Annotated in this window: 9 protein-coding genes; 3 read left to right on the forward strand and 6 right to left on the reverse strand. The window is 69.9% G+C overall.

Annotated features, from left to right (window positions below):
- Positions 1 to 300: 300 nt before the first annotated feature.
- The 5 genes from AVL59_RS38160 to AVL59_RS38180 form a co-directional block, all read right to left on the reverse strand.
- The gene (locus AVL59_RS38160) at positions 301 to 1677 is read right to left on the reverse strand and encodes an alpha-amylase (protein ID WP_208870514.1); all 1377 of its coding nucleotides are present in this window, start codon (positions 1675 to 1677) and stop codon (positions 301 to 303) included.
- Positions 1678 to 1811: 134 nt separating this feature from the next.
- Positions 1812 to 3497, reverse strand: a complete 1686-nt coding sequence (locus AVL59_RS38165) for a glycoside hydrolase family 13 protein (RefSeq protein ID WP_067313768.1) — start codon at positions 3495 to 3497, stop codon at positions 1812 to 1814.
- A gap of 170 nt (positions 3498 to 3667) precedes the next feature.
- Complete coding sequence (locus AVL59_RS38170; RefSeq protein ID WP_067313770.1) at positions 3668 to 4573, reverse strand: sugar ABC transporter permease; 906 nt, start codon at positions 4571 to 4573, stop codon at positions 3668 to 3670.
- A 19-nt stretch (positions 4574 to 4592) separates the two neighbouring features.
- Positions 4593 to 5597 (reverse strand): carbohydrate ABC transporter permease, encoded by a 1005-nt coding sequence (locus AVL59_RS38175; protein WP_067313772.1) that lies wholly within the window; start codon positions 5595 to 5597, stop codon positions 4593 to 4595.
- Between the two features lie 97 nt (positions 5598 to 5694).
- Positions 5695 to 6966: an extracellular solute-binding protein gene (locus tag AVL59_RS38180; RefSeq protein WP_067313774.1), complete on the reverse strand. Its 1272-nt coding sequence runs from the start codon at positions 6964 to 6966 to the stop codon at positions 5695 to 5697.
- A gap of 380 nt (positions 6967 to 7346) precedes the next feature.
- On the opposite strand from AVL59_RS38180, the gene AVL59_RS38185 reads away from it, so the two are divergent.
- Both AVL59_RS38185 and AVL59_RS38190 read left to right on the forward strand, forming a co-directional pair.
- Positions 7347 to 8393 (forward strand): LacI family DNA-binding transcriptional regulator, encoded by a 1047-nt coding sequence (locus AVL59_RS38185; protein ID WP_067313776.1) that lies wholly within the window; start codon positions 7347 to 7349, stop codon positions 8391 to 8393.
- Positions 8394 to 8545: 152 nt separating this feature from the next.
- Entirely contained in the window at positions 8546 to 9418 is an 873-nt protein-coding gene (locus AVL59_RS38190; protein WP_208870515.1) for a phosphatase PAP2 family protein, read from the forward strand.
- On the opposite strand, the gene AVL59_RS38195 is transcribed toward AVL59_RS38190, so the two are convergent.
- Complete coding sequence (locus tag AVL59_RS38195) at positions 9400 to 12405, reverse strand: bifunctional [glutamine synthetase] adenylyltransferase/[glutamine synthetase]-adenylyl-L-tyrosine phosphorylase (protein ID WP_067313778.1); 3006 nt, start codon at positions 12403 to 12405, stop codon at positions 9400 to 9402. The two genes, AVL59_RS38190 and AVL59_RS38195, sit on opposite strands and share 19 nt — an antisense overlap.
- Before the next feature lie 213 nt (positions 12406 to 12618).
- Between AVL59_RS38195 and AVL59_RS51035 the strand changes: the two genes are divergently transcribed.
- Positions 12619 to 12879 (forward strand): pyridoxamine 5'-phosphate oxidase family protein, encoded by a 261-nt coding sequence (locus AVL59_RS51035; RefSeq protein ID WP_167549313.1) that lies wholly within the window; start codon positions 12619 to 12621, stop codon positions 12877 to 12879.
- Positions 12880 to 12917 lie beyond the last annotated feature (38 nt).

The following is a 12917-nucleotide window of genomic DNA, read 5'->3' on the forward strand; positions in this document are numbered from 1 at the left end:
TATCCCTAACGAAAGGTTTACAGCAAGGGTCTTGAAACTCACGGCAAGAACTTTCACCACGTTCTTTGGCGTGCCCTCTCAACAGGTCCACTCTCACCAGTGCTTAGCCGGTGGAGGTCTGGGCCGCACATCCCGGACTCGGCCCCGGCCCCGGACGCCACCGCAAGCCCTCGCCATGACACGAGGACGCTTCCGCGCGTCGGACCGTCGTGACCTGGGAGTCCGGGACGAACCGCTCGTACACGACGGGCGGTTCGTCCGGCTGCACGACGAGCAACACCTGGAAGTAGTCTCCCCGGCTCAGCAGCTCGACTTTCCGGCGTAGATCGCGAGCGCCGTGTTCGAGCCCAGGGTGGCGGTGAACTGCCCACTGGAGTTCACCGTCACCGTCGTGTTGTTCTGGACGTTGCAGTACGTGCCCGCGGGCAGCGACGTCTGGTACGTCCGGCTCAGCGGCGAGGACTCGTGGTTGATCGCCACGTATCCCTTGTTTCCCCGCCCGAAGGCGATCGCGTTGTTGCCGTTGTCCCACCAGTTGGAGACGGCCTGGCCCCCGGTCGCGTTGCGGAAGGCGACCATGGACTTGATCTCCGGCCAGGCGTGCTGGCACTTCCAGCCGTCCTGCCAGCAGGCGTTCACCGTGCCGCCGTTGGGCGGGCCGGCGTCCGCGTCCGACCACTCGTAGCCGGAGTTGATGTCCGGGGCGCCGTAGGGGTAGGCGAGCATGAAGACGTTCGCCAGGGTGTAGTTCGCGCCGTCCTTGTAGTTCAGGGTCGAGCCGTTGCGCTCCGTGTCGTGGTTGTCCACGAAGACGCCCGCCACCGAGCTCTTCAGATAGCCCCAGCCCTCTCCGTAGTTGGTCAGATACGCCAGCTTCTCGTTGTTGAAGACGCGCTTGAGGTCATAGGCGTAGCGGAACTCCTGGACGTCACCGTTGCCGGTGTATTCGGAGGGCTGGACGGCCTCGTTGGCGCCGTAGATGACCTCCTGCTTCCAGTAGACGGAGGGGTTGGTCAGGCGGCTCTTGATGTTGGCCAGGTCGTCGGCGGGGATGTGCTTGGCCGCGTCGATGCGGAAGCCGTCCACGCCCAGGGAGAGAAGGTCGTTCATGTAGCCGGCGATCGTCTTGCGGACGTACTCCTCGCCGGTGTCCAGGTCGGCCAGGCCGACCAGTTCGCAGTGCTGGACGTTCCAGCGGTCCTGGTAGTTGGTGACCTGGGCCGTGCAGTCGTCGAGGTCGGCGGAGGAGTACAGGCCCGGGTAGTCGTACTTCGTATACGACGAGCCGCCGGTGCCGGTGCCGGATCCGGCCGCCATGTGGTTGATGACGGTGTCGACGACGACCTTCACACCGGCCGAGTGGCAGGTGTTCACCATGTCCTGGAACGCCGTGCGGTCACCGAGGCGGCCCGCGATCTTGTACGACACCGGCTGGTACGACGTCCACCACTGCGAGCCCTGTATGTGCTCGGCGGGCGGGGAGACCTGGACGTATCCGTAGCCGGCCGGACCGAGGGCGTTGGTGCACTCGCGGGCCACCGAGGCGTACTTCCACTCGAAGAGGACGGCGGTGACGTCCTTGGTGCCGGGCGGGGAGGCCTGCGCCGCAGTCGGGTACATGCCAATCGCTGCTGCGGTCGCGAGGGCGAGTGCCGCGGGGAGGGTTCTGCGTGCCATGTGGGGGTCCTTCGTCCTTGAAGGCGCTTGCTGCAATGTTTCAGCAAACTTGCGGTGACGCAGATGTTAAAGGCCCGCTGTCTGAAAGACAGCGGGCCGTTGTGAAGTTGATGCAAAAACTTACAGACGGGCCGTCAGGCCACGGTCGTCCACCACACCGTCGTGTCGGCCGGCACCTTCGTCTCGCCGTCCGCCTCGGTCAGCTCGCCGCTGGTGAGCAGGACACGGCCGTAGGACGGGGTCGTCACCGACTCGCCGGTCGTGTTCGCGACGCACACGAACTCGCCCCGGCGGAAGGACAGGACGCCCTCGGGGGCCCGCAGCCACTCCACTGCCTCGCCCGCGCCCAGATCGGGCTGGGACCGGCGGACGCTCAGCGCCGAACGGTACAGCTCCAGGGTCGAGCCGGGTACTCCCGTCTGTGCCTCCACGCTCAGTTCGGCCCAGGTCGACGGCTGGGGCAGCCAGCTGCCGCCGCTGCCGAAGCCGTACGACGAGCCCTCGCGGGTCCACGGGATCGGCACCCGGCAGCCGTCGCGGAAGCCGTCCTGGCCGGCGCCGCGGAAGTACGCCGGGTCCTGGCGCACCTCGTCGGGGAGGTCCACGACGTCCGGCAGGCCCAGTTCCTCGCCCTGGTAGATGTACGCCGAGCCGGGGAGCGCGAGCATGAGGAGGGTGGCCGCCCTCGCCCGGCGCAGGCCCAGTCCGCGGTCGCCGGCCGTGCGGATCTGGGTGCCGAGGCCCGGCGGGTTGGCGAAGCGGGTGGCGTGCCGGGTGACGTCGTGGTTGGACAGGACCCAGGTGGCGGGGGCGCCGACCGGGCGCATCACCTCCAGGGTGCGGTCGATGACCGTACGGAGTTCCTTCGCGTCCCATTCCGTCGACAGGTACTGGAAGTTGAAGGCCTGGTGGAGCTCGTCCGGGCGGACGTAGTTGGCGGTGCGCTCGACGGTCGGGGTCCAGGCTTCCGCCACGAAGATCTGCTCGCCCGCGTACTCGTCGAGGATCGTGCGCCACTGGCGGTAGATGGCGTGCACGCCGTCCTGGTCGAAGAACGGCATGACATCGTTGCCCAGCAGTTTCAGCTGGTCGTGGGAGCCGAGGTCCGGGAGGCCGTCGGCCTTCACCAGTCCGTGGGCGACGTCGATCCGGAAGCCGTCGACGCCCATGTCCAGCCAGAAGCGCAGGATCGAGCGGAACTCGTCGCCGACCGCCGGGTGTTCCCAGTTGAAGTCGGGCTGCTCGGGGGCGAAGAGGTGCAGGTACCACTCACCGGCCGAGCCGTCCGGTTCGGTGACCCGGGTCCACGCCGGGCCGCCGAAGATGGACTCCCAGTCGTTGGGCGGGAGTTCGCCGTTCTCTCCCTTGCCCGGGCGGAAGTGGTAGCGGTCGCGCAACGAGGAGCCGGGGCCCTCGGCCAGAGCGCGCTTGAACCACTCGTGCTGGTCGGAGGAGTGGTTGGGGACGAGGTCGACGATGACGCGCAGGCCCTGTGCGTGGGCGTCGCGGATCAGCGCGTCGGCGTCGAGCAGGTTGCCGAACATCGGGTCGACGGCGCGGTAGTCGGCGACGTCGTAGCCGGCGTCGGCCTGCGGGGAGGCGTAGAAGGGGCTGAGCCATACGGCGTCCACGCCGAGGTCGCGCAGGTAAGGGAGTCTGGAGCGTACGCCTTCCAGGTCCCCCATGCCGTCGCCGTTGCTGTCGGCGAAGCTGCGCGGATAGACCTGGTAGATGACCGCGTCCCGCCACCAGTCGCGGCGCTGGGCGACGGTGGCGACGGCGGAGTCGTCGGCCGGGGCTGCAGAGTGCTGCTGGCTCATGGCTTCCTTGATGCGTAAGGGAATTCGGGTCATGGGCGTGGGTACGGTGGCGCGGGCCGTGGGCCGGGGCTGGGTGTGCGAGGCGGCCGCGGTGTCAGCGGGGTCGGATGGGCACCGCGGCCGCCTACCCGCGCGCGAAAACGCGCGGGAGCCGTTGTGCGACAGGGGACTCAGCCCTTGGTGCCGCCTGCGGTCAGGCCGGTGACGAGGTTCTTCTGCACCAGGTAGAAGAACACGGACACGGGTATCGCGATCAGTACCGCGGTCGCGGCCATGTAGTTCCACTGCGCGTCGTGCTCGCTGACGAAGGTCTGCAGACCGACGGCGAAGGTGTACTTGGAGTCGTCGAGCATGAAGGTGGTCGCGAAGGCGACCTCGCCCACGGCGGTGATGAAGTTGTAGAAGGCGGCGACGGCGAGCCCGGGACGGGCCAGCGGCAGGATCAGCCGGAAGAAGGTGCCGAAGGGGGTGAGCCCGTCCACGCGTCCGGCCTCGTCGATCTCGAAGGGGATGGTGTCGAAATATCCCTTGAGCAGCCAGGCGCTGTACGGCACGGCCGTGGTGCAGTTGATGATGATCAGCGACCAGTACGTGTCGATGAGGTCGAGCTCGCTGAAGATCTCGTACATCGGCACGATCAGGATGGCGATCGGGAAGGCCTGGGTGAGCAGGAGGACCCACATCAGCGACTTGTAGCCGGGGAAGCGCATGCGCGAGACGGCGTAGCCGGTGGTGGCCGCGACGAAGACACCGATGAAGGTGGTGCCGAGAGCCACGATCATCGTCGACTTGAACCAGTCGAAGAAGGCGGTGTGCTGCAGCACGAAGCTGTAGTTGGAGAAGGTGAGCTTGCCGAGGATCTTGCCCGGGTGCAGGTAGTCGTCCTTGTCCGGACCGAGGGACAGGAAGATCAGCCAGGCCACCGGGGCCAGCGCGATCAGGCTCGCGAGGACGAGGCCGCCGTGCAGCAGGACGGCGCCGAGCGGGCCGCGTTCGCCGCGCCGGCGGGTGCGGCGCCGGGGCTCGGCGGTGGGGGCGGGCCCGGCCTCGGTCTTCTCAAGGGTCGTGGTGCTCATGGCGGCGGCTCCTGCGGCGTCAGGCGGCGAGCTGGTCATTGCGCTTCAGCCAGCGGAAGTAGAAGGAGGTGAAGACGGTCAGGATCGACAGCAGCAGGACGCCGTACGCGGCGGACTGGGCGAAGTCGCGCGGCTGCTGTCCGAAGCCCAGGTAGTAGGCCCAGGTGACGAGGATCTGGGCGTCGGGCGCACCGGTGGGGCCGAACAGCAGGAAGATGATGGCGAACTGGTTGAAGGTCCAGATGATGCCGAGCAGTACGACGGTGGAGCTGACCGAGCGCAGGCCGGGCAGGGTGACGTGCCGGAACTGCTGCCAGGCGCTGGCGCCGTCCATCTCCGCGGCCTCGTAGAGCGTGGAGTCGATGGACTGCAGGCCGCCGAGCAGGGAGAGCATCATGAACGGCACACCGCACCAGGTGTTGACCATGATCGCGGCGAATCGCTGCCAGAAGGTGTCCTCCAGCCACTGCGGCTGGGGCAGGTGGAGCGAGCCGAGGAACTGGTTGAGCGCGCCGGAGTCGGCGAGCATGATCCGCCAGGAGAAGACGGTGACGAAGGTCGGCACGGCCCAGGGCACGACCAGCATCAGGCGGTAGAAGGTGCGGCCGCGCAGCTTCTGGTTGAGCATGAGCGCGAGGCCCAGGCCGATGGTGTAGTGCAGGGCCACGCAGGCGACCGTCCAGAAGACGGTCCACAGGAAGTGCGACCAGAACCGGTCGTAGGACAGCGGGCCGAACAGGATGTCCTTGTAGTTGTCGATCCCGATGAACTTGTACGTGGCGTCGATGTGGTTGACGCCGATCGTGCGCGCCGAGTTGAGGCTGTTGGCGTCGGTGAGGGTCAGGTAGAGACCGCGTAGCAGCGGATAGCCCACGATGACGCCGAGCACGACGACGACCGGCGCGATCATCGCGTAGGCGTACCAGTGCTTCTGGAATCCGTATCTGATGCGCTGGCCCAGGCCGGGCCGCGGCGCGCGGTCACCGGGGCGGTTGCCGGTGGCGCGGTCGATGGCGACTGTCATGTTCGACACCTTCGGGAGATCAGGGGGCGGGCCTGGGCACAGGCCGGTGGCCGTCGGATCCTTCCCCCCTCAGGAGGATCCGACGGCCACGCGGGCGTCACTTGCTGAAGTCGGGCACCAGCTTGGTGATGGCGACCTCGGCGTTGCTCAGACCCTTGTCCAGGGACTCCTTGCCGCCGGCGACCTTGGGCAGCTCGATGTCCAGCGGACCCCACAGGGAGCTGTACTCGGGCAGGGCCGGACGGGGCTGCGCGGCGGCCAGGACACCCTGGTAGCCGGCGATGCCGGGGTCGGCCTTGACCTGTGCGGTGAAGGCGTCGGAGCGGGTGGGCAGCGTGGAGTTCTTCAGGGCGATGGTCTCCTGGGACTTCGCCGAGGTCATGAACTGCACGAACTTCAGCGCCGCGGCCTGGTGGGCCTTGTCGGAGCCGGCGTAGACCGAGAGGTTGTGGCCGCCGGTCGGGGCGCCCGCCTTGCCGGCGGAGCCGGCCGGGACGGTGGCGATGCCGAGGTTGCCCTTGTCCTTGAAGGCCGAGCCCTTGTAGAAGTTGGTGATCTCCCAGGGTCCCTGGATGATCGCGGCGACCTTGCCGTTGACGAACGCGTCCTGGATGTGGGCGTAGGCGTCGGCGGTGGTGTCGGCCTTGTGCAGGCCCTTGCCGGAGAAGGTGCTCAGCCAGGTGCCGTAGGCCTTCTTGGCGGCGGCCGAGTTCACGGTGATCTTCTTGGCGGCGGCGTCGACGGTGTCGGTGCCCTCGCCGTAGAGGAAGGACTGGGCGTAGTAGGCCTGGGTGGAGCCCCAGTAGCCGTCGACACCGGTCTTGCCCTTGACCTTGGCGGCGTCGGACTTCAGCTCGTCCCAGGTCTTGGGGGCCTCGGTGATGCCGGCCTTCTTGAACAGGGCCTTGTTGTAGACCAGGGCAAGGGTGTCGGTGACCAGCGGCACGCCGTAGGTCTTGCCCTCGTACTGGGCCTGCTTGATCAGGTTCGGCTGGAACTTGGCCTGGTCGGCGAGGGCGTCCGTGCCGTCCAGCGGCAGCAAGTAGCTCTTCTTCGCGAAGGCGGGGGTCCAGCCGACCTCGGAGCGCAGGATGTCGGGGGCGCCCTTGGAGCCGGCGGCGGTGTCGAACTTGTTCTGCGCCTGGTCGAAGGGGACGTTGACGTACTTGACCTTGATGTTCTTGTTGGCGGCCTCGAACTGGGAGACCAGGGCCTTGTACGTCGGTGCCTCATTGGTGGCGTTGGAGGTGTCCCACCAGGTGATGGTGACCGGGCCGTCCGACTTGCTGTCGCTGTCGCTCCCGCCGCACGCCGTCGCCGCCAGGGCGAAGGACGCCACCAGCGCGGAGGCCGCTATGCCACGCCGCATGAGTTCTCCTTGAGGGTTAAGCCCGTGGGATGCAGGGAGCAGTCCCGTCCGATGTCCCTGCGGTCTTGCCGACTGCGCCGTTGCGGCGGCCGGGCGACTGGAACGTAACAGCGATGTAAGCGCTGCGAAAGACCTTGCAGAAAAAAAGTGCAAGGAGCCACAACGGTTACCGCCCCGTGACCTGTGGTCGACCGGGGTGTAACGCGGTATTGAAGCCGTTGGGCGGACTGGGGGACACTTGTGCAAGACTCTGCAAGTTCTTGCCGCCACAAACTCGAGGGAGCGCGATGACGCAGCAATCCACGGCAGGCCGTTCGGTCGCTCGCGCACGGCGTCCCGTCGGTGTGCAAGGCGAGGCGCGGCCGGTACAGTCCGGTGGCGTGACCACACGGCTTGCGGACATCGCTGCGCAGGCGGGGGTGAGCGAAGCGACCGTCAGCCGCGTCCTCAACGGGAAGCCGGGCGTCGCCGCCACCACCCGCCAGTCCGTTCTCGCCGCGCTGGACGTGCTCGGCTACGAGCGTCCGGTACGGCTGCGGCAGCGCAGCGAGGGCTTGGTGGGCCTGATCACCCCGGAGCTGGAGAACCCGATATTCCCCGCGCTCGCGCAGGTCATCGGCCAGGCGCTGACCCGGCAGGGCTACACCCCGGTGCTCGCCACCCAGACCCCGGGCGGGTCGACGGAGGACGAGCTGACCGAGATGCTGGTGGACCGCGGGGTGGCGGGGATCATCTATGTCTCCGGGCTGCACGCCGACACCACCGCCGACATGCAGCGCTATGAGCGGCTGCGGGCGCAGGGTGTGCCGTTCGTGCTGGTGGACGGGTTCTCGCCGAAGGTGCAGGCGCCGTTCATCTCCCCGGACGACCGGGCGGCGATGACGCTGGCGGTCACGCACCTGGCGTCGCTGGGGCACACCCGGATCGGTCTTGCGCTCGGCCCGAAGCGTTTCGTGCCGGTGCAGCGCAAGATCGAGGGCTTCGTGCGCGCGGTGCAGGACCAGCTGGGGCTGAGCGCCGAGACGGTCGAGACGGAGCTGGTCCAGCACTCGCTGTACACCCTGGAGGGCGGTCAGGCGGCCGCGGCCGCGCTGATCGAGCGGAACTGCACGGCGGTGGTGTGCGCGAGCGACATGATGGCGCTCGGTGCCATACGGGCGGCCCGGCAGCTGGGCCTGGAGGTGCCCCGGGACGTGTCGGTGGTGGGCTTCGACGACTCCCCGCTGATCGCCTTCACCGACCCGCCGCTGACCACGGTCCGCAAGCCGGTCCCGGCGATGGGACAGGCGGCGGTGCGCACGCTGCTGGAGGAGATCGGCGGGACGCCCGCGCCGCACAGCGAGTTCGTGTTCATGCCGGAACTGGTGGTGCGCGGTTCGACCGCTTCGGCACCGGCCGACCGGGGTGAGCGCGGTGGCGGCAGGTGACCGCGGTGACGCCGGACGGCCGTAGTGACCGTATGTGCGGCTGACCGGGGAGCCTTGGGGGCGGACGTCCTCCCTGTGCGGTAGAACGTGCGGGGCGGACCCAACCTTGGGATGATCTGGCGAGGAAGCCTTTTCTGGCAGACTTGGTGCCTATGAGTGACTCGGCCGTTACGGAACCGGAAGGTCGCGAGGAGGTGGCCGTTCCGCGGACCGACACGGGCGAGGACAGACAGGGTTTCCGGCTTTTTCCGGGCCGGCCGCGGCATCCGCGTCGGCCCCGGTTGTGGTTCGAGATCCTGCTGATCGGGGTGAGTTACTGGACCTACTCGCTGATCCGCAACGCCGTCCCGGAGCAGAAGGCCGAGGCGCTGCGCAACGCCGACTGGGTCTGGCGGGCCGAGCACGGTCTGGGCATCGCCGTCGAGGAGTCGGTCAACCATGCCGTGAACTCGGCGACTTGGCTGATCATCGGCATGAACTACTACTACGCCACCCTGCACTTCGTCATCACTCTGGGTGTCCTGGTGTGGCTGTATCACTGGCATCCCGGCCGCTACGCGGCGACCCGGCTGGTGCTGTTCGCGACCACGGGCGTGGCCCTGGTCGGCTACTACCTGTTCCCGCTCGCTCCGCCCCGGCTGATGCACGGCGGGCTCTTCGTGGACACGGTCATGGTGCACCACACCTGGGGCTCGATGGCCTCGGGCGATCTGAAGCACATGTCCAACCAGTACGCGGCGATGCCGTCGATGCACATCGGCTGGTCGCTGTGGTGCGGGCTGACGGTCTTCGCGCTGGCGTCCGTGCCCTGGGTGCGGGTGCTGGGGCTGCTCTACCCGACGGGGACCCTCCTGGTGATCGTCGCCACGGCCAACCACTTCTGGCTGGACGCGGTCGGCGGGGCGCTGTGCCTGGCCTTCGGCTTCACGGTGGCCAGGCTCTGGTACGGCAGCCTGCCCCACGCCCTGCCGAGACTGGTACCGGCCCCGGCCGCCGCCGCGCCGGCTCAGGTCCCGGCCGCGTAGAACAGCTCCTGCACGACCGTGCGCGCCCTGCGGGTCGTACGGCGGTAGGCGTCCAGCATGTCTCCGGCGTGCCCGGCGCCGTAACCCAGGTAGCGGCCGACGGCGGCCAGCTCGCGGGGCTCGGTGGGGAAGGTGTCACCCGCCCGGCCGCGGACCAGCATGACCGCGTTGCGCACCCTGCTCGCCAGCACCCAGGCCTCGTCCAGCACGGCGGTGTCCGTGGCGGACAGCAGCCCGGCCTCACGGGCGGCGGCCAGGGCCGCGCGGGTGCGGGTGGTGCGCAGGCCGGGCTCGCGCCAGCCGTGGCGCAGCTGGAGCAGCTGGACGGTCCACTCGACGTCGGAGAGACCGCCGGGGCCGAGCTTGGTGTGCAGCCTCGGGTCGGCGCCGCGCGGCAGGCGCTCGGACTCCATCCGGGCCTTCAGCCGGCGGATCTCCCGGACCGCCTCGTCGTCCAGGCCGTGCTCCGGGTAGCGCAGTGGGTCGATCAGCTCGGTGAAGCGGCGGGCCAGGTCCTCGTCCCCGGCGACCGGCTCGGCCCGCAGCAGCGCCTGCGACTCCCAGACGAGTGACCAGCGGCGGTAGTAGGCCTCGTACGACTTCAGGGTGCGCACCAGCGGCCCGGACTTGCCCTCGGGGCGCAGGCCGGCGTCGATGAGCAGCGGCGGGTCGGCGCTGGGCAGCTGCAGCAGGCGGCGCATCTCGGCGACGACCTTGTTGGCGGCGGCCGCCGCCTCCTGCTCGTCCACGCCGTCCTGGGGCTCGTGCACGAAGAGCACGTCGGCATCGGAGCCGTAGCTGAGTTCGTGGCCGCCGAAGCGGCCCATCCCGATGATCGCGAACCGGGTGGGCAGGGTGTCGCCCCAGCCGTCGCGGACCACCGCGCGCAGGGTGCCCGCGAGGGTGGCCGCGGTCAGGTCGGAGACGGCGGCGCCGACCCGGTCCACGAGGGCGCCCTGGTCGGCCTCGGCCGGGCTGGTCTCGGTGCCGTACGAGGAGACGATGTCCCCGGCGGCCGTCCGGAACAGCTCGCGGCGACGGACGCCGCGGGCCGCGGGGACGCCCTGCTCGGCGTTCTCGGCGCGGCCCACCGCGGCCAGGATCTCCTGCTCCAGCTGGGCGCGGTCGCGCGGCCCGAGACCGCCGCTGCCGCCGTCGCCGTCGCCGAGCAGGGCCACCGCTTCAGGGGCGCGCATCAGCAGGTCCGGGGCGAGCCGGCCCGCCGACAGGACCCGGGCCAGGTTCTCGGCCGCCGCGCCCTCGTCCCTGAGGAGCCTGAGGTACCAGGGGGTCTTGCCGAGCGCGTCGGAGACCTTGCGGAAGTTCAGCAGGCCGGCGTCCGGGTCGGCGGAGTCGGCGAACCAGCCGAGGAGGACGGGCAGCAGGGTGCGCTGGATGGCGGCCTTGCGGGTCACGCCGGAGGCGAGGGCCTCCAGGTGGCGCAGGGCGGCGGCCGGGTCGGCGTAGCCGAGGGCGACCAGGCGTTCGCGGGCCGCCGCGGCGCTCAGCCTCGCCTCGCCGGGGGCGAGCTGGGCGACCGCGTCGAGCAGCGGGCGGTAGAAGAGCTTCTCGTGCAGCCGTCGTACGACGCCGGTGTGCCGCTTCCACTCGCGGTGCAGCTCGGTCACCGGGTCGGTGCGCAGGCCCAGGGAGCGGCCGAGACGGCGCAGGTCCGGTTCGGCTTCGGGGACGAGGTGGGTGCGGCGCAGGCGGTAGAGCTGGATGCGGTGCTCCATCGAGCGCAGGAAGCGGTAGGCCTCGTCGAGGCGGGCGGTGTCCTCGCGGCCCACATAGCCGCCGGCGGCGAGGGCCTGGAGGGCGTCGAGGGTGGTGCCGCTGCGCAGGGTCAGGTCGGTGCGGCCGTGCACCAACTGGAGCAGCTGGACCGCGAACTCGACGTCCCTGAGGCCGCCCGGGCCCAGTTTGAGTTCGCGGTCCACCTCGGCCGCGGGGATGTTCTCCACGACCCTGCGGCGCATTTTCTGTACGTCGGCGACGAAGTTCTCGCGCTCGGCCGCCTTCCAGACGAGGGGTTCCAGCGCGTCGACGTAGGCCTGCCCCAAGGTGGCGTCCCCGGCCACCGGGCGGGCCTTGAGCAGCGCCTGGAACTCCCAGGTCTTGGCCCAGCGTTGGTAGTAGGCGAGATGGCTGCTGAGGGTGCGGACGAGGGGGCCGTTGCGGCCCTCGGGGCGGAGGTTGGCGTCCACCGGCCAGATCGAGCCCTCGATGGTCGTCTCGGAGCAGATCCGCATCATGTGCGAGGCCAGTCTGGTGGCGGATTTGAGCGCTTTGCCCTCGTCGGCGCCCTCGGCCGCCTCCGCCACGAAGATCACGTCCACGTCGGAGACGTAGTTCAGCTCGTGTCCGCCGCACTTGCCCATCGCGATCACCGCGAGGCGGCAGGCGGCGGCGTCCTCGGGGGCGGCGGCGCCTGCCAGGGCCAGGGCGGCGCGCAGGGTGGCGGTGGCGAGGTCGGCCAGTTCGGCGGCGGTCTCGGCGAGGTCCGTGGTGCCGCACACGTCGCGTGCCGCTATCGACAGCAGGCAGCGGCGGTAGGCCACGCGGAGGGAGATGGGGTCGGTGGCCGCTTCCAGTCCGCGCTCGAACTCCTCCACGCCGGGGTGGAGGTCACGGGGCTCATAGGTGACCAGGACCTGCCAGTCGCTGGGGTGGCGGGCGAGGTGGTCGGCGAGGGCGGCGGAGGCGCCGAGGACACCGAGGAGGCGGTCGCGCAGGGGCTTGGCGGCCGTCAGGGTGTCCAGCAGTTCGCGGTGGGCGGTGGGGTCGGGCTGGGCCTCCAGGAGGCGGGCCAGGCCGTGCAGGGCCAGGTCGGGGTCGGCGGTGGCGCCCAGGGCCTCCAGGAGGACCGGGTCGTCGCGCAGCGGGGACAGCTCGGCGCTGTCCAGGAGGCGCTCGGCCGCGGAGGGGGCGGTGAAGCCGTGCCGCAGCAGTCGCGTGAAGGTACTGCTCCTGCGCCCCGGCGTCATCCGCGGCCTCCCCTGGAGTCTCGGTCGTCCTGGCCAGAGCCTATCCGGAGCGGGCGTCTCAGGCTCTGGGGCGGTTCTCGTGCCGTGGCCGAGCGGGTGCGTGGTCCGCATGCCCGCGGCGGCCTGAACGGGTGGATCGCGGCTCGGGTCGCGCCCGATGCCGGGAGCCGGGGCCGCGGCCACATCCCCTCCGGAAGCGGCCGGGGAGAGACCATGCCGGGCCCCGTGGGCGAGCTCGACGTCCGCCACGGCGGCGAAGGGACCTCGGCGCATCCCTGGTCCGACGCCGGGGCGCAGTCGGAGGGGGCTGAGCTGTTCTGGATCTCGACGGTACGGCCCGACGGGCGGCCGCACGTCACCCCGACGCCCGCGGTGTGGCGGGACGGTGCCCTGCGCTTCGGCACCGGGCCCGTCGGGCGCGAGGCCCGCTGGAAGAAAAGCGGGTCACCGGATCGCCGTGTCGGGGGCGGGTGAACTGACCCGGCGGCAGGCGTAGTTCATCCGGTCTTCAT

This window comes from Streptomyces griseochromogenes (genome assembly GCF_001542625.1).
GTDB classification, from domain to species: Bacteria; Actinomycetota; Actinomycetes; order Streptomycetales; family Streptomycetaceae; genus Streptomyces; species Streptomyces griseochromogenes.